At 73.0% G+C, this 16,221-nt stretch carries 18 protein-coding genes and 1 pseudogene; 13 read left to right on the top strand and 6 right to left on the bottom strand.

Features of this window, described 5'->3' with window-relative positions; genetic code table 11:
- The 3 genes from ABYE80_RS07390 to ABYE80_RS07380 all read right to left on the bottom strand — a co-directional run.
- Window positions 1–776, bottom strand: a 776-nt coding sequence (locus ABYE80_RS07390) for a hydantoinase/oxoprolinase N-terminal domain-containing protein (protein ID WP_372789627.1), incomplete at its 3' end; no start/stop codon positions are given.
- Between the two features lie 47 nt (window positions 777–823).
- Complete coding sequence (locus ABYE80_RS07385; protein ID WP_372789626.1) at window positions 824–1,228, bottom strand: hypothetical protein; 405 nt, start codon at window positions 1,226–1,228, stop codon at window positions 824–826.
- 241 nt (window positions 1,229–1,469) lie between these two features.
- On the bottom strand, window positions 1,470–2,933 hold the full coding sequence (locus ABYE80_RS07380; protein WP_372789625.1) for an L-aspartate oxidase: 1,464 nt from the start codon (window positions 2,931–2,933) through the stop codon (window positions 1,470–1,472).
- 18 nt (window positions 2,934–2,951) lie between these two features.
- Between ABYE80_RS07380 and ABYE80_RS07375 the strand changes: the two genes are divergently transcribed.
- On the top strand, window positions 2,952–3,992 hold the full coding sequence (locus ABYE80_RS07375; RefSeq protein WP_372789624.1) for a histone deacetylase: 1,041 nt from the start codon (window positions 2,952–2,954) through the stop codon (window positions 3,990–3,992).
- Here ABYE80_RS07375 and ABYE80_RS07370 read toward each other — a convergent pair.
- Together ABYE80_RS07370 and ABYE80_RS07365 are read right to left on the bottom strand one after the other, a co-directional pair.
- The gene (locus tag ABYE80_RS07370) at window positions 3,989–4,471 is read right to left on the bottom strand and encodes a hypothetical protein (RefSeq protein ID WP_372789623.1); all 483 of its coding nucleotides are present in this window, start codon (window positions 4,469–4,471) and stop codon (window positions 3,989–3,991) included. The genes ABYE80_RS07375 and ABYE80_RS07370 overlap by 4 nt on opposite strands.
- Window positions 4,468–5,235, bottom strand: a complete 768-nt coding sequence (locus ABYE80_RS07365; RefSeq protein WP_372789622.1) for a hypothetical protein — start codon at window positions 5,233–5,235, stop codon at window positions 4,468–4,470. The genes ABYE80_RS07370 and ABYE80_RS07365 overlap by 4 nt, the downstream gene beginning before the upstream one ends.
- 206 nt (window positions 5,236–5,441) lie before the next feature.
- On the opposite strand from ABYE80_RS07365, the gene ABYE80_RS07360 reads away from it, so the two are divergent.
- The 4 genes from ABYE80_RS07360 to ABYE80_RS07345 are packed head-to-tail and all read left to right on the top strand — an operon-like array spanning window position 5,442 to window position 7,978.
- Window positions 5,442–5,681, top strand: a complete 240-nt coding sequence (locus tag ABYE80_RS07360; protein ID WP_372789621.1) for a hypothetical protein — start codon at window positions 5,442–5,444, stop codon at window positions 5,679–5,681.
- A gap of 42 nt (window positions 5,682–5,723) precedes the next feature.
- A complete protein-coding gene (gene murI, locus ABYE80_RS07355; protein WP_372789620.1) occupies window positions 5,724–6,614 on the top strand; it encodes a glutamate racemase in 891 nt (296 codons plus the stop codon).
- Window positions 6,611–7,351, top strand: a complete 741-nt coding sequence (gene rph, locus ABYE80_RS07350; RefSeq protein ID WP_372789619.1) for a ribonuclease PH — start codon at window positions 6,611–6,613, stop codon at window positions 7,349–7,351. The genes murI and rph overlap by 4 nt, the downstream gene beginning before the upstream one ends.
- A gap of 9 nt (window positions 7,352–7,360) precedes the next feature.
- Entirely contained in the window at window positions 7,361–7,978 is a 618-nt protein-coding gene (locus tag ABYE80_RS07345) for a non-canonical purine NTP pyrophosphatase (RefSeq protein ID WP_372789618.1), read from the top strand.
- Here the strand turns inward: ABYE80_RS07345 and ABYE80_RS07340 are convergent.
- Window positions 7,965–8,105: a hypothetical protein gene (locus ABYE80_RS07340; protein WP_372789617.1), complete on the bottom strand. Its 141-nt coding sequence runs from the start codon at window positions 8,103–8,105 to the stop codon at window positions 7,965–7,967. The two genes, ABYE80_RS07345 and ABYE80_RS07340, sit on opposite strands and share 14 nt — an antisense overlap.
- A 91-nt stretch (window positions 8,106–8,196) precedes the next feature.
- On the opposite strand from ABYE80_RS07340, the gene ABYE80_RS07335 reads away from it, so the two are divergent.
- The 8 genes and pseudogenes from ABYE80_RS07335 to ABYE80_RS07300 all read left to right on the top strand — a co-directional run.
- Window positions 8,197–8,472, top strand: coding sequence for an HU family DNA-binding protein (locus ABYE80_RS07335; protein ID WP_372789616.1), 276 nt, complete (start codon window positions 8,197–8,199; stop codon window positions 8,470–8,472).
- Between the two features lie 8 nt (window positions 8,473–8,480).
- Entirely contained in the window at window positions 8,481–9,413 is a 933-nt protein-coding gene (gene pyrF / locus ABYE80_RS07330; RefSeq protein WP_372789615.1) for an orotidine-5'-phosphate decarboxylase, read from the top strand.
- A 75-nt stretch (window positions 9,414–9,488) separates the two neighbouring features.
- Window positions 9,489–9,797: a LysM peptidoglycan-binding domain-containing protein gene (locus ABYE80_RS07325; RefSeq protein WP_372789614.1), complete on the top strand. Its 309-nt coding sequence runs from the start codon at window positions 9,489–9,491 to the stop codon at window positions 9,795–9,797.
- On the top strand, window positions 9,794–11,074 hold the full coding sequence (locus ABYE80_RS07320) for a D-alanyl-D-alanine carboxypeptidase family protein (RefSeq protein ID WP_372789613.1): 1,281 nt from the start codon (window positions 9,794–9,796) through the stop codon (window positions 11,072–11,074). The genes ABYE80_RS07325 and ABYE80_RS07320 overlap by 4 nt, the downstream gene beginning before the upstream one ends.
- Window positions 11,071–12,030 (top strand): 1-phosphofructokinase family hexose kinase, encoded by a 960-nt coding sequence (locus tag ABYE80_RS07315; RefSeq protein ID WP_372789612.1) that lies wholly within the window; start codon window positions 11,071–11,073, stop codon window positions 12,028–12,030. Before ABYE80_RS07320 ends, ABYE80_RS07315 begins: the two co-directional genes overlap by 4 nt.
- Before the next feature lie 170 nt (window positions 12,031–12,200).
- Window positions 12,201–13,304, top strand: a pseudogene (locus ABYE80_RS07310) (GuaB3 family IMP dehydrogenase-related protein); the annotation flags it as partial.
- A gap of 203 nt (window positions 13,305–13,507) precedes the next feature.
- The gene (gene guaA / locus ABYE80_RS07305) at window positions 13,508–15,091 is read left to right on the top strand and encodes a glutamine-hydrolyzing GMP synthase (RefSeq protein WP_372789628.1); all 1,584 of its coding nucleotides are present in this window, start codon (window positions 13,508–13,510) and stop codon (window positions 15,089–15,091) included.
- A gap of 441 nt (window positions 15,092–15,532) precedes the next feature.
- Window positions 15,533–16,221 (top strand): ATP-binding protein (locus ABYE80_RS07300; RefSeq protein WP_372789611.1); only part of this gene is annotated, 689 nt, incomplete at its 3' end.

The following is a 16,221-nucleotide window of genomic DNA, read 5'->3' as shown; positions in this document are numbered from 1 at the left end:
GGACCGCTCAACACGGTGAACGCGGCGTGCTCCGAGGCAGCCGCCGCGGTCGTCAGGCCACCGCTGCTCTGCATGATCGACGGCTCGGGCAGCCCGACGGCGCCGGCACGCGCGAGGAGTTGCCGCAGGTAGTCCCGGAGCAGCGGGGAGAGGGCCGCGTCGACCTCGGTGGTCGCGGCGCGCTCCGCCTCGCGGAAGGTGCCGACGACCGCGTGGCTCAGCGAGACGTGGACGCCGGGGAGCCGGTCGGTGAGCGCCTGGGCGATCCGCTGCTCGTGCTCCGGATGGCGGTCGGCGTGCAGCAGGCACACCGCGACCGCCTCCGGACGGGTCTCGGCGACCGCCTGCGCGACCCGCGCGGCACCCTCGTCGTCGAGCCCGCGCAGCACGGTGCCGTCGGCGGCGATGCGCTCCGGAGCGGCCACCCGGCGCGATGGCGGGACGAGCGGCTCCGGGTGCGGCCGGCAGAGGCGGTAGAGGTCGGCGCGGTCCTGGCGGCCGAGCTCGACGACGTCGGTGAAGCCCTCCGTCGCGACCAGTGCCGTGCGGGCTCCGACGCCCTCGAGCAGCGCGTTGGTGGCGACCGTCATGCCGTGGGCGAACACGCTGACGGCGTCCGGCTCGCTGCCCGCCGCGGCGAGCGCCGACTCTACGGCCGCGAGGACGCCGCGGGACTGGTCGTCCGGGGTGCTCGCGGTCTTCGCGGTGATGACGCGGACGCCGTCCACGAGGACCGCGTCCGTGAAGGTGCCTCCGACGTCGACGCCCAACAGCATGCGGGCAGCGTACGCGCGAGCGGGGCGCGCCGACGCTGCCGGCGTGCTCAGGCCGCCAGGGGAGCCGCCTCGACCGTCTCGGTCTCGGCGAGATGCTGGTGCGACGGGCAGTACCCGTTGCGGGGCAGCGGCTCGCGCTGGCACGGCGTGCCGCGCCGCGTGGTGGCACGGCATTCGAGCGGGTTGCCGTTGGCGTCGACCCCGCGCTTGGGCTGCCGGTCGACGTACTCCTCAGCGCACGCGATGTAGCGCTGGACCACCAGCCAGACGCGGGCCTGTGCCTGCATCGGGAAGTGGACCCGGATGTCGTTGAACAGCGTCCGCGCAGGTCGCGCGAAGTAGTGACGATCGGTGGCGAGACGGTTCATCGACGCCTCGCAGGCGGCGAGCACGGCACCGTGTGGGCTGTGCGCGCACGCGGTGGAGACAGCGTCGTCGATGAGCGGCGACAACTCTCGATAGATGGCTCGACTGAACTGGTACATGAGCGGCCCTGCTCCTCCTCTTCCCGACTGGTTCCCCCGTCCACGGCCCTTGGCCGACGACCATGGTCGCTGGAGCGTGTGAACGCTGAAACGAGCGCAATGTTGAGTTCGCGTTAAGCGGTGGCTCGTCCACCTGCGGAACCTGATGGCCCGGAAACCCGCGTCGTGTCGGCCGAGGTCCGCCCGGTGGCGGGGACCAGATCGCGACTCAGGACCAGTGCTCGAACACGGGGTCCTCGTCCGCGTGGACGACCGCGTGACGGTGGTCGAGCGCGGCGTCGGTCTCGGGGAAGTCGGTCCGGCGGTGGGCTCCCCGGCTCTCCTCGCGCAGGAGCCCGCACCGCGCGACGAGCCGGGCGAGCGGGTGCGGGTCGTCCAGCAGCGGCGCGAGCCCCTCGGCACTGCGCTCGATGCCGGCGTGCTCCCAGAGCGCGGCCTGCGTCTCGCGCGAGGGCAGCGTGATCCTGACGTCGCGCGGCGGGGGCGGCAGCGCGGTGGCCGGGCGCGGGACGGGCTCCGAGAGCCCGGCCTGGGCCGCCCGCGCTCCGAGGACGAAGCACTCGGTCAGGGAGTTCGACGCCAGCCGGTTCGCTCCGTGCAACCCCGTGCACGCCGTCTCGCCGATCGCGTAGAGCCCGGGAACCGTGGATGCCCCGTCGAGGTCGGTGACGACGCCGCCCATGACGTAGTGCGCGGCGGGGGCGACCGGGACGAGCTCCGTGACCGGATCCAGGCCCGACTCCTGCAGCGCCTCCACGACGTTGGGGAACTTGCTCGGGTCGACGCCGCGCATGTCGAGTCCGACGTGCGTCGTCCCCTGGGCGGTCATGGTCGCCCGGATGGCTCGCGCGACCTCGTCACGCGGGGCGAGCTCCTCCACGAAGCGCTCGCCGTGGGCGTCGTGCAGCGTTGCGCCCTCGCCGCGGATCGCCTCGGTCACCAGGAAGCCGTCACGTCCCGGTATCCCGGTCACCGCGGTCGGGTGGAACTGGACGAACTCGAGGTCGGCGAGCGCCGCGCCGGCCTGGTGGGCGAGCATCAGCCCGATGCCCAGCGAACCGGGCGGATTCGTCGTCCGGGACCACAGCGCCGCCGCGCCTCCCGTGGCCAGGATCGTCGCCCGGGCGCGGACTGCGCGCCCGTCCTCGCAGACCAGGCCGACGGCGCGCCCCGCGTCGGTCCACACGGCCGACACGCGCGCCCCCTCGAACACGGTGATGTTCGGCTCCTCCGCGACCACCGCCGAGAGCGTGCGCAGCACGCGCCGTCCCGTCGCCGATCCCCCGGCGTGGACGACGCGGCGGACCGAGTGCCCGCCCTCGAGCCCGAGTGCGAGGCGTCCGTGGCGGTCGGCGTCGAACCGGACACCGAGCCGCTGGAGGTCCTCCACGACTCCGGGTGCCTCGCGGACGAGGACGTTCGCCGCGCTGCGACGCACCAGGTCGCGGCCCGCGATCTCCGTGTCCCGGCGGTGGAGGTCGGGCGAGTCCTCGGCGGCGAGGGCCGCCGCGATCCCGCCCTGTGCCCAGTAGCTGGACGTGAAGGCGAGCGGCGTGGCGCTGACCAACGTCACGCGTGCACCGGCGCGGGCGGCGGTCAGGGCGGCGTAGAGCCCGGCGCCCCCGGCGCCGACCACCGCGATCTCGGTCTCGTGTAGGTGCGGGTCGGGCACCCGGGTACCGTATCCCCGATGCCCGCCCGGACCTCGGCTCCCGTCCTCTTCCGCCACCCGTCGTCGCGGGAGCACAACACCGGCACGCACCCGGAGCGCGCGGCCCGCATCGAGGCGATCGACGCGGCGATCGCCGCGCGAGGAGGCCTGGGCTTCGAGGCGCGGTCCTCGCCGGCGGCCGACGACGCGCTGCTCACCGCCGTGCACCCGCAGGCACACGTCGATCGGATCCGGCAGCTGTGCGAGAACGGTGGCGGGTGGATCGACGGGGACACCGTCTGCAGCCCGGAGTCGTTCACCGCGGCCGCCCATGCCGCGGGTGGCGCCGCGGCGCTCGTCGACGCGCTGCTCGGCGAGGGCCGGCCGGCCGGTGCCTCGGTGCACCGTCCGCCGGGGCACCATGCGGAGGTCGGTCGGGCGATGGGCTTCTGCCTCTTCAACTCGGTGGCGGTTGCTGCCCGTCGCGCCCGGGACGCCCATGGAGCCCGACGCGTCCTGATCCTCGACTGGGACGTCCACCACGGCAACGGGACCGAGGACGTGTTCCGCGGGACCGACGAGGTGCTGTTCATCTCGATCCACGAGTCACCGCTCTATCCGGGCACGGGACCGGCGTCCCAGATCGGGACGGGCAGCGGCGCCGGCTACACGGTGAACCTGCCCGTGCCCGAGGGCTCCGGGGACGCCGAGTTCACGGCGCTCGTCGCGCACGTCGCCGCACCGCTCGTGCGCGCCTACCGGCCCGACCTGGTGCTGATCTCCGCCGGGTTCGACGCGCACGCGGACGATCCGCTCGCCGGGTGCACGGTCAGCGACGACGGGTACGCGACGATGGCCGCGACGATGCGGGCCGTCTCCGACGAGATCGGGGTCCCGGTCGGCGTGCTGCTGGAGGGTGGCTACGACCTGGGGGCGCTCGCGCGCGGCATGACGGTCACGCTCGAGGCGATCGGCGCCGAGGAGCACGGTGGAGCCCCGGAGGTCGAGGACCACCCGCTGGCCGCGGCGGCGCGGGAGCGCCTCGCCGAGCACTGGCCGGCGCTGGTCCGAGGGGACTAGGGCGAGGCCTGGTCCTCGGCGGGACCGGCCTCTCCGGGCGCCGCTGGAGCGGCGGCGCCACCGGACGCGGCGCCCTCGGCTCCCGTCGGCCCCGTCGGGATGCCCGCGGCGCCGGGTGTACCGGTCGGCGCTCCGGCGACGCCGGTGGGCCCCGTCGGGCCCGTCGGGGGCGCGGTCGGCGCCGGCGTCGCGGCCGGTGGTGGGGTGGACGCCGCGGTCGGGGTCGGGGTGACGCCGGTCTCGCCGTCGTCGCCGCCGGTCAGGGCGGCGAAGGCGACGACGAGCGCGACGAGGGCGGCGGTCGCGACGCCGGCGAGGAGCACCACCGGCAGCCGCCAGTTCGGTGTTGCGGCCAGGCGCGTGCGCGCCGCCGCTCCGCACGTCAGGCACCAGTCCTGGTCCGGACCGACGGAGGCTCCGCAGCGCGGGCAGCGGACCGTGCCCGGCGGCGGTGATCCGGGCGGCGTCGGCGTGCTCACGTCGCCGCGTCGCCGGGGCGCTGCACCACGGTGATGTCGTCGGGACCGTGGGCCTCGGAGGGCGGGCGCTCCGCGTCCTGCTGGTCGCTCGGCGTCGCGGGCGCGTCGGGCTGCTCGACCGCCGGGATGCCCTCGGTCGGCTGGCCCTCGCTCTCCAGGGCCGTGGATACCGGGGTGGACCCGGCCTGCGCCTCCGTCACGACCGCCGGGGCGGTGGGGGGCTGGGCGTCGTCCGCGGACGCCGGGGTGGGGAGCGCCGCGCCCGCGGGAGCGGCGATCACCTGGGAGGGCGGGGGGCTGGTGGCGCCGACCTCGCCGACGGCGAGCGGGCCGCGCAGGTTGGTCCCGCACGCCGGGCAGAAGCGGGCGTCGCTCCCGTGGATCGCGGCGCACCGCGGACAGGCGGCCAGCCCCGGCTCCCGGAGCTCGTGGAAGGGACGCTGGTCCTGCAGCGCCCGCTCGAGGGCGCGGAGCTCGCGGTCCACCGCCGCCAGCGCGTTGAGCTTCTGCGCGACGAGGGCGTCACCCCTGCGCCCGAACCGGTGGAGGTCGAAGACGAGCCCACCGAGATCGCGGAAGCCGAGCTCGCGGACCCGGCGCAGGTGGCGCAGCCGCCGACGCAGGCGACCGCGGTCCTTGAAGCTCGGTTCCGGCGGGACGGCGGGGTCCTGCGGCTCGAGTCCCGCCGGGCCCTGATCGGGCGCGCTTGCGGGCTCGGGGGCCGGACCGGCGGTCCTGCTACGGCGTGTCAGAAGGCCTCTCATATGCGTGCAGGCGCCGACGTCGGCGCCTGCGACGACTGTACCCGACCTGACTCGAACCGATGCCCCCGGGACGCCCTCGGTTCTCCGCGACACGCGTCACGGAAGAAGGCGCTCCGGGGTCGCGGAGGCGCAACACCTGCGTCTTGTTCCGTCACCCGGCTCCTCGTGAAGTGGCGGGACCAACACCACGACCCGAGGAGCACCTCATGGGATACCGACTGATGGGCCGCGCCCACGCCGGCCTGCACCACACCCTGACCCGCCTGCGCGCCGACGCCGGTCAGGGCACCGTCGAGTACGTCGCGCTGATCCTGTTGGTCGCGGGCGTCCTGGCGACCGTCGTCGTGGCCGGCCGCAAGAACGGCGACGCGGGTATCGCGAAGAAGGTGGTGGACGAGCTCAAGCAGGCGATCGACAGCGTGGGGGGCCAGGACGCCAAGGGCTGACCGCGGCGGGGCGGCGCGGCCGTGGCGCCTAGACTGGCGCTCGTGCCGCCCGCCGCACCGACCGAGCCACCCACCGATCCCCGCGACCGTCCGATCGGCGTGTTCGACTCCGGGGTGGGAGGCCTCACGGTGCTGCACGAACTGCTCGTGTCGTTGCCGGAGGAGGACTTCGTCTACCTCGGGGACACGGCCCGGTTCCCCTACGGCGAGCGCACGGGCGCGGAACTCCAGGAGTTCGCGATGCAGATCGCCGAGGAACTCCTGCGCCGCCGGGTGAAGCTCCTCGTCGTCGCGTGCAACTCGGCTACCGCGGCCGCCCTCCCCGCGCTGCAGGAGCGGATGCTGCAGACGACGCTGGGTGTCGACGTGATCGGGGTCGTCCGGCCCGAGGCGCTGCAGGCCGTGTCGACGACGCGCAGCGGCCGCATCGGCCTGCTCGCGACACCGACGACGGTCGCGTCCGGCGCCTACGACGCCGCGGTCACCGGCGCCGATCCCCACGTCACGCTCACGTCGGTCGCCTGCCCGGACCTCGCACCGATCATCCAGTCGGGCGGCGCGGGCGGCGAGCTGTTCGACGACCGTCTCGTCGAGGTCGTCCGCGGCGCGTGCGCTCCGCTCCTGGAGGCTCGCGTGGACACGGTGATCCTGGGGTGCACGCACTACCCACTCGTACGGCCGCTCCTGCAACGCGCGCTTGGTCGGGACGTGCAGATCGTCACCTCGGGCGCCGCCCTGGCCCGTCAGGCCATGCACGCGCTGGCGTCCCGAGGGCTCGACACCCGCAGGACGGGGGAGGGCCGGTACTCGTTCCTGTCCACCGGCGATCCGGAGGCGTTCCGGGCCCTCGGAACCCGATTCCTGCAACTGCCGCTCGGTCCGGTGACCCAGGTGCTCCCGATGTCCGACGCCGACGCGATCCTGCGGGGATGACCGCCGCTCCCTCCCGCGCCGGTGGCCGCGCCCCCGACGCGCTGCGACCCGTGACGATCGAGCCGCACTTCGTCCCCAGCGCCGCTGGATCGGTGCTCATCAGCATCGGCTCCACCCGGGTGATCTGCACCGCGTCGGTCGAGGAGTCGGTGCCGTCGTGGATGCGCGGGCGGGGCACGGGGTGGGTGACCGCCGAGTACGGCATGCTGCCCGCCTCGACGAACCGCCGCAAGCCGCGCGACGTCACCAAGGGGCGGGCCGACGGGCGAACCGTCGAGATCCAGCGCCTGATCGGGCGCTCGGTCCGCGGCGTGGTGGACTTCGAGGTCCTGGGGGAGCGGACGGTGTACCTCGACTGCGACGTCCTGCAGGCCGACGGCGGGACGCGGTGCGCGTCGATCACCGGGGCCTATGTCGCACTCGCCCTCGCGGCGCAGCGCCTGCTCGGCGACGGCCTGCTGGAGCGCACGCCACTCACGGGGTCGGTGGCCGCGGTCAGCTGCGGCATCGTCGGCGGCGTGCCGCTGCTGGACCTCGACTACCCGGAGGACTCCGGCGCGGAGGTCGACGCCAACGTGGTGATGACCGGTGACGGTGGCCTGGTGGAGGTCCAGGCGACGGCCGAGCGGACCCCGCTGTCGCGGGCGCACCTCGATGACCTCCTCGCGCTGGCCGCAGCGGGCATCGAGCGCTTGCACGAGCTGCAGGAGGCCGCGCTCGCCGCGGCTCGGGGCTGAGGCGACGCCGTGCGCCTCGTGCTCGCCACCCGCAACGCCCACAAGGCCCGCGAGTTCGCGGCGCTGCTGGCCCCGCACGAGGTGGTGCCGCTCCCCGACGATGTCGTGCTGCCGCCGGAGACGGGCACGACGTTCGCGGAGAACGCCCTCGGGAAGGCGCGAGCGGCCGCGGCGGCGCTGGGCGTCGTGGCGATCGCCGACGACTCGGGGATCGAGGCCGCGGCGCTGGACGGGGCGCCCGGCGTGTACTCCGCCCGGTACGCCGGCCCGCACGCGAGCGACGCGGACAACCTCGCGAAGCTGCTGCGCGAAGCGCCCGCGGGCAGCGCGCTCGCCTACGTGTGCGCCATCGCCGTCGTCGATCCGACCGGACCGGGCGGCCCGGAACGTCCGCGCGAGGCGGTGTTCGAGGGACGGTGCACCGGCACGCTGGATCCGGAGCCGCGCGGCGAGGGCGGGTTCGGCTACGACCCGGCGTTCGTTCCCGACGACCCGATCGCGCACGGATCCGGGCCGCGTCCCCGCACGATGGCGGAGCTGTCGGTGGCGGAGAAGGACGCGATCAGCCACCGCGGCCACGCGGCACGGCTGCTGCTGCCCTGGCTCGAGCGCCTCAGCGGAGGTTGATCGCCGCGGACAGGCCGACCGCGCCCGTCACCGCGGCGTACCCCTGGTAGCCGGCCAGCAGCAGGAGGAGCACGGCGACCGCGCAGATCGCGACGGTGACGGTCCAGGCGATGCGGTCGAGCGGCACCACGTCATCGTGCCACACCCCCCGGACCTCGGGCGTGTCCGGCCGCGCTGGTACGTTCGCCTCCGTCAACGCCAGCCCAAGGGAGGTTGCAGTGACCAAGTCGGAGTTCGTCGAGAAGGTCGCCGGGACCTCCGGTCTCGCCAAGCGCGATGCCGCAGCCGCGGTGGAAGCGGTGCTGAAGACCATCGAGGAGACCCTCTCCTCCGGGGACGAGGTCGCGTTCTCGGGGTTCGGCAAGTTCCACGTCACCGCCCGCAGCGCCCGCGAAGGCGTCAACCCGCGCACCGGCGAGCGGATCCAGATCGCGGCGTCGAAGGCCCCGAAGTTCACGGCCGGCACGGCGTTGAAGAAGGCCGTCAAGTCCTGAGCGCGTCGATGGGATCGACCGCGTCCGGCCGGACGTTCGGCGACCGGATCGCGGAGGCGGTCGAGGCCCGCCAGTCGCAGATCGTGCTCGGGCTCGACCCCGACCCGGCCCACCTGTGGCCGGGATCGCACGACGCGGCACCGGCGGGCGGGCCGCCGGCCGAGCGCGCTGCGCTGGCGGTCGCGGCGCACTGCGTCGCCGTCATCGACGCCGTGGGCCCCGCGGTCGTGGCGATCAAGCCGCAGCTGGCGTGCTTCGAGCGCCTCGGCGCGCCCGGGCGGATGGCGCTCGGGGTGGCCGTGGACGCCGCGCACGACGCGGGACTCCTGGTGCTCGCCGACGGCAAGCGCGGCGACATCGACGTGTCGGCGACCGCCTACGCCCAGTCGCTGGTGGGCTCGACGCCGACGCCCTTCGGCGAGGTCCAGGGGCTCGGTGCCGACGCGATCACCGCAAGTCCCTACATGGGAGTGGACACGATCCGCTCCCTGCTGCAGCTCGCTCGACCCGCCGGGGCCGGGGTCTTCGTCCTCGTCCGTACGTCCAACCCCGGCGCCGCCGACGTGGAGGATCTCCGGCTCGCCGACGGCGGCGCGCTGTGGGAGCGGGTCGCGCGGCTCGTGGCGGACGTCGGCAGCGAAGGGGTCGGCGCGCGTGGCCTGTCCGACGTCGGCGCCGTCGTCGGCGCGACCGCCCCGGAGCACGTGGCGAGGATGCGCGAGCTGATGCCCGACGCCGTGTTCCTGCTTCCGGGCGTCGGCGCACAGGGGGGACGGGTGGAGGACCTCGCTCCGGCCTGGCTTCCCGGGCCCGCCGCCGGGCTGGTCACCGCGTCACGGTCCATCGTGCAGGCGTCCGAGCGCGGGGCCGGGGGACGGGCCCAGGACGCGGCGCGGACAGAGGCCGAGCGTCTGCGGAAGGTGGCATGGGCCCTTGCGTAGCGCGTGTCGTGCCGCATCGCTCCCTATCCTTCGCTGAACGTGCCGTACCGAAGCCCTGCCCGTTTTCTCGCTCCGTTGGCGCTCGTCGCCTCGTTCATCGCCGTGTACGTGATCATCAAGCCGTCGTCGGACTCGGACGTCACGCGTGCCGTGCAGTCCGTGCCGTCGCAGACGAGCACGAGCACGAACACGAGCACGAGCACGACGACCGGCACGAGCACCACCAGCGGGCCCAGCACCACGACCTACACGATCAAGTCCGGTGATGTGCTCTCGGCCATCGCGGAGGAGAAGGGCGTCTCGCTCGACGCGATCCTCGAACTGAATCCGGACCTCGATCCGCAGTCCCTGCGGACCGGGCAGAAGATCAAGATCCCGCGATGAGCACGCCGGATACCGCTCGACCGGTGACGCCGCTCGTCACCTTGCTGGCGCTCGTCCTGACGGTGCTCGGCCTCGCCGCCGCGGCGCCCGCGGGCGCGCTGGCCCAGGGTTCGTCGTCCCGGGCGCCGTCGCTGAAGGACGCCGCGTCGGCCATCCTGGTCGAGCCCGCGACCGGCGACATCGTCGTGGGCAAGCGCATCGATCAGCGGCGGGCGATCGCGTCGACCACGAAGATGATGACCGCGCTCGTGGCGCTCGACGAGGCGTCGCTCGACGACGTCCTCACCGCCACGGACTACCGCCCCGCTCCCGTCGAGTCGCAGATCGGGCTCCGACCCGGCGAGCGCATGACGGTGCGCGACCTGCTCCGCGGGCTGCTGTTGGCCTCGGGGAACGACGCGGCGATGACGCTCGCCACCCGCATCGGCGGTTCCCGCGCGGGATTCGTGCGCATGATGAACGCCAAGGCGCGGGAGATCGGCCTGCGCAACACGCGGTTCGCGACACCGGTCGGACTCGACACGCCGGGCAACTACTCGACCGCATCGGATCTCGCGAAGCTGGCGCTGGTGCTGCGCCGCAACGACTTCGCCCGGGCCACGATGGACATGAAGAAGGCCACGCTGCGCAGCGGCGCCCGCGAGCGGGTCGTGCGCAACCGCAACCTCGCGGTGCAGCGCTACGGGTTCGTCAACGGGGTCAAGACGGGCCGGACCTCCGAGGCCGGGTACGTCCTGGTCGGCAGCGGCTCGCGTGACGGGGTGACCGTGGTCAGCGTCGTGCTCGGCTCCCCCAGCGAGGAGACGCGGGTCACCGACACCGCCGCCCTCCTGCGCTACGGCCTCGGGCGCTATCGCGTCACGCGTGCGCTCGAGACGGGACAGGCGCTGGCGCGGGCGACCCTGCGCTACCGCGACGACGAACGGGTCGCGCTGGTCGCGGCCCGCGGATCCAAGCGGGTCACCCGCCGCGACGAGCGGTTGACGACGCGGGTGCTCGACGCGCCGGCGACCGTCGATGGGCCTCTGCCCGCGCGCACGCGGGTCGGCACCATCGAGGTGCGCTACCGCGGGCGCACCGTGGATAGCGTGCCGCTGGTCACCGCCACCGAGGTGGCGCAGGCGACGGCCACCGATCGCCTTCAGGACTTCGTCGGAAGGCCCGGGACGAAAGTCCTCATCGGGGCGCTGGTCGGGTGTAGCCTCCTGTTGTTGCTGCTGCGGCGCCGGATCAGCCTTCGCGGCGCATCGCAGAGGGGCAGCACCGAGACCGCATGATCATCACCGTCACCCTGAACGCGGCGATCGACAAGTCGTTGAGCGTGCCGAGCTTCCGACTCGGGCGCCGCCACCGGACGGTCGAGCAGACGACCATGGCGGGCGGCAAGGGCGTGAACGTGGCGCGGACGCTGAAGACGCTCGGTCAGCCGGTGATCGCCACCGGGTTCCAGGGCGGACCCACCGGGACCCGCATCGTCGAGCAGCTCACCGAGGAGTCGATCCTCAACGACTTCGTGCGGATCCGTGAGGAGTCGCGGACCAACACGGCGGTCTACGACCCGACCAACGGCGTCATGACGGAGATCAACGAGCGTGGCCCGGCGGTCAGCGCCAAGGAGGTGGAGCTGTTCCGCGACAAGCTCCTGTACCTGGCGCGCGGAGCCGACATCGTCGTCCTGGCGGGCTCGCTGCCGCGCGGGATGGACGGCGACGTGTACGCCGGCCTGGTGCGGGAGCTGCGCCGGATGGACGTCCTCGTGATGGTCGACACCGACGGGGAGCCCTTGCGTCATGCGGTCCGGGCCGAGCCGGACCTGATCTCGCCGAACGTCCTGGAGGCCGAGGAGCTCGTCGGGCACGAGTTCAACGACGACGAGGACAAGGTGATCGCGGTCCGCGAGATGGTCCAGCTCGGGGCGCGGGAGGCCATCATGACCGCCCCTGACGGCTGCGTCGCGGCCCTGCAGAAGGACGGCGAACGGCAGTTGCTGCGGGTGAAGGTCGAGCCGCGCGACGCCGTCGCGACCGTGGGGTCGGGGGACGCGTTCCTTGCTGGCTACGTGTCGGCGCGGTACACCGGGAGTTCCCCCGACGAATGCCTGCGGTTCGGGGTCGCGTGCGGCGCCGAGTCGACCCGCCGCCTGGGCGCCGGTCTGATCGAACCGCGCGAGGTGGAGCGGTTGTTGCCGGAGGTCGAGGTCGAGCGGATCACGGCCCCGGCCGAGGTCTCGTAGCGGTCGCTGCCGCCGCGCGCTGCCACCGAGGTCCTTCGCCCCCGAACCGTCCGCGGCCGGTGCTATCGTGCCGGAAGCAGTGAGTTGCCGCCTCACAGCCTGTCGGTACCCCCTCACGACCCCGCATGCGCGGGGTCTTTTCGTCACCCCTCAGACCTAGGATCGGGCACATGGACATCGAGATCGGACGCGGGAAGAAGGCCCGTCGGGCCTACGGATTCGACGACATCGCGATCGTGCCGTCACGTCGGACACGCGACCCCGACGACGTCGACATCAGCTGGAAGCTGGGTCCCTACCGCTTCGAGCTGCCTCTGCTGGCCTCGGCGATGGACGGGGTCGTCTCGCCGCGCACGGCGGGCATCATCGGCAAGCTCGGCGGTCTCGCCGTGCTCAACCTCGAGGGGATCTTCACCCGCTACGAGGACGCCGAGGAGCAGCTCGAGCGGATCTCCAAGCTGCCCAAGGATCTCGCCACCCGCGAGATGCAGGCGATCTACCAGGAGCCGATCAAGCCCGAGCTGATCGCCAAGCGGGTCAAGGAGATCAAGGACCAGGGCGTCGTCACCGCCGCGTCGCTGACGCCGCAGCGCGTCGGCGCCTACTACGAGCTCGCGCTGGACGCGGGCCTCGACATCCTCGTGATCCAGGGCACGGTCGTCTCGGCGGAGCACGTCTCGCAGACCAGCGAGCCCCTCAACCTCAAGGAGTTCATCCGCGAGGTCGGGGTGCCGGTCATCGTCGGCGGCTGTGCCAGCTACCACACCGGACTGCACCTGATGCGCACGGGCGCGGCCGGCGTCCTCGTCGGCGTCGGTCCGGGCGCGGCCTGTACGACACGTGGCGTGCTCGGCCTGGGCGTGCCCCAGGCCACGGCCATCGCGGACGTCGCGGGGGCCCGCTCCACCCACATGCTGGAGACCGGTGAGTACGTGCAGGTGATCGCCGACGGCGGCATGCGGACCGGGGGAGACATCTCCAAGGCGATCGCCTGCGGCGCCGATGCGGTCATGGTGGGGTCGCCGTTCGCCCGGGCCCACGAGGCGCCGGGCCGGGGCTTCCACTGGGGCATGGCGACGTTCCATCCGACGCTTCCGCGCGGCGCCAGGGTGCAGACGGTGCAGAACGGCACACTGGCCGAGATCATCAGCGGTCCCGCCCACGAGAACGACGGCACGTTCAACCTCATGGGCGCGCTGCGGACCTCGATGGCGACCTGCGGGTACCAGGATCTCGCCGAGTTCAACCGGGCCGAGGTGCTCGTCGCGCCGTCGCTGCAGACCGAGGGCAAGCTGCTGCAGACCTCGCAGCAGGTCGGGATGGGCTCCCGTGGTTCGGCGGTCGGCGCCCACTCGACCGGCACCGAGACCAACGGCGCCGCCGACGCCGGCAAGACCCCGACCCTCGCCGAGGCGTAGGCGAGGGCCGCGGGTTGACGACCGACGGGATCCCCACCGCCGCGACCGCGGCGACCGAACTGGCGGACGAGTCGGCACCCATCGAGGTGCCGCGGTCCGTCGACGAGGTCGTCGTCCTGGACTACGGCGGCCAGTACTCGCAGCTGATCGCCCGTCGCGTGCGTGAGTGCGGCGTCTTCAGCGAGCTGCTGCCCCATCACGTCGGGGCCGACGAGGTCATCCGGCGCAAGCCCAAGGGGCTGATCCTCTCCGGTGGTCCGGCGTCGGTGTATGCCCCGAACGCGCCGAAGCTGGACAAGCGGCTGCTCGAGCTCGGCATCCCGGTGCTGGGCATCTGCTACGGCATGCAGCTGGTCGCCCTGGACCTCGGAGGCAAGGTCGAGAGCGCCGAGGTGGGGGAGTACGGGCGGAGCGAGCTGACCGTCAGCGAGCACGGAACCCTCCTCGCGGGCACGCCGGACAGCCAGCCGTGCTGGATGAGCCACCGCGACACCGTGTTCGCGCCCCCGCCCGGGTTCACCGCCCTGGCGTCGTCGAGCGCCTCGCCCGTCGCGGCGTTCGAGTCGTTGGAGCGCGGCATCTTCGGCATCCAGTTCCACCCGGAGGTCGTCCACACGCCGTTCGGCCAGGACATCCTCAAGAACTTCCTGCGGGACGTCTGCGGCTGCGACATGACGTGGTCCGCCGCGTCGATCGTCGAGGAGCAGCTTGCCCGGATCCGCGAGCAGGTCGGGGACGCCAAGGTCATCTGCGGGCTCTCCGGCGGCGTGGACTCGTCGGTGGCCGCCCTGCTGGTGCACCGGGCGATCGGGGACCAGCTCACCTGCGTGTTCGTCGACCACGGGATGATGCGCAAGAACGAGGGCGACCAGGTCGTCAAGACGTTCCGCGACACCTTCCACGTGCCGCTCGTGGCGGTCGACGCGGAGGAGCGGTTCCTCACGAAGCTCCGCGGCACCACCGAGCCGGAGGCCAAGCGCAAGATCATCGGCACCGAGTTCATCCGGGTGTTCGAGGAGGAGGCGCTGAAGCTCGCGGAGGGCGAGGAAGGGGCCAAGTACCTCGTCCAGGGCACCCTGTACTCGGACGTCATCGAGTCCGGTGGCGGCACGGGCGCCGCCACCATCAAGTCCCACCACAACGTCGGCGGGCTGCCCGACGATCTGCAGTTCGAGCTGGTGGAGCCGCTGCGCGCGCTGTTCAAGGACGAGGTCCGTGCCGTCGGCGCCGAGCTCGGCCTCCCCGAGCGGCTGGTCTGGCGCCAGCCGTTCCCCGGTCCGGGCCTCGCGATCCGCGTGGTCGGCGGGGAGGCGACGAAGGAGCGCCTGGACCTGCTGCGCGACGCCGACGCGATCCTGCAGGACGAGATCCGCAAGGCCGGCCTGTATCGCGATCTCTGGCAGTCGTTCTGCGTCCTGCCCGACGTGCGCACGGTCGGGGTGCAGGGCGACGAGCGCACCTACGGGTACGTGGTCGTCATCCGCGCCGTGACCAGTGACGACGCCATGACCGCCGACTGGGCCCGGCTGCCGTACGACCTGCTCGAGACGATCGCCGCCCGCATGATCGGTGAGTTGCGCGAGGTCAACCGGGTCGTGCTGGACATCACGTCCAAGCCGCCCGGGACGATCGAGTGGGAGTGAGGTAGGGAGGTGACGTCGGGGGGCGGGGGCGTGACATCGCCCTCCGCTGCGATGGGGGAGGCGACCGCGACATCGTTGCCGGGAACGTGACATCGCCCTCCGCTGCGGTGGTCGACCTCCGGTCGACCACCGGATGCCGCTCCGGACGACGTCACGCCCCCGGCTCCCGCGTCCCGGTCGCGGTGAGGGCTAGCTTTAGGCCGGTCGAGCGGTCCTTGGCCGAGTACCGGCGCCGCGGGTCGGACGCTCGCACTCCGCGGCGCTCCGGACGCGCTCCCTTCCAGCCCGGTCGTCGTGACCTCCGCTTCGCCCGTCCAGGAACGCCCGGATCCACAGGGAGACGCTGGAGTGTCCAGAACGGGGGCCCCTCGCACCCGCCGACCGCCCTACCACCTCACAACGACGACAACTACGCCTCCATGCGTTACGCTGAGTAGCGTTATGCCAATCAGCGTAGTAGAGCTCGACGACCTCAACCCGTTCCGCTTCGGCTCGCTCGCCCTCGACGAGGCGTTCACCGACCGCGAGGCCGAGCTCGAGGAGCTGGTCGCGGACATCCGCAACGGTCAGGACGTCGTGGTCCTGGCTCCCAGGCGGCTGGGAAAGACCTCGTTGGTGTGGCGGGCCGCGCAGCACCTGGTGACCGAGCGGGTGCTCGTCGCGCACGTCAACCTCATGACGACGCCCACGCCGGCGAAGCTCGCGGACAAGCTCGCCCGCGCGATCCATGACGAGATCGCCACGCCGATCGTCCGGGCCAAGGAACGGCTGCGGATCTTCCAGGGCCTGCGCATCACGCCGACGATCACGATCGACCCCGACGACGGGACCCCGTCGTTCAGCTTCGAGCTCGCCGGGGCGCCGGCCCAGGACGTGAGCGACACGCTCGAACGCCTGCTCGAGCTGCCTGCCCGCCTGGCCGCCGACCGGGGGCGGCGGGTCGCCCTGGTCTTCGACGAGTTCCAGGAGATCGTGGACATCGATCCGGGGTTGCCCCGGCTCATGCGGTCGGTGTTCCAGGAGCAGACCGACGTCGCTCACGTGTACCTCGGCAGCCGTCGGCACATGATGCGCCGCCTGTTCAGCGACGAGCAGGAGCCGTTCTGGCGCAGCGCCAAGCAGATCGAGCT

The sequence above is a fragment of the Paraconexibacter sp. genome, assembly GCF_041602235.1.
GTDB lineage: Bacteria > Actinomycetota > Thermoleophilia > Solirubrobacterales > Solirubrobacteraceae > Paraconexibacter.
The sequence above is the reverse complement of the archived record's forward strand: the minus strand, read 5'-3'. Positions and strand labels throughout refer to the sequence as shown.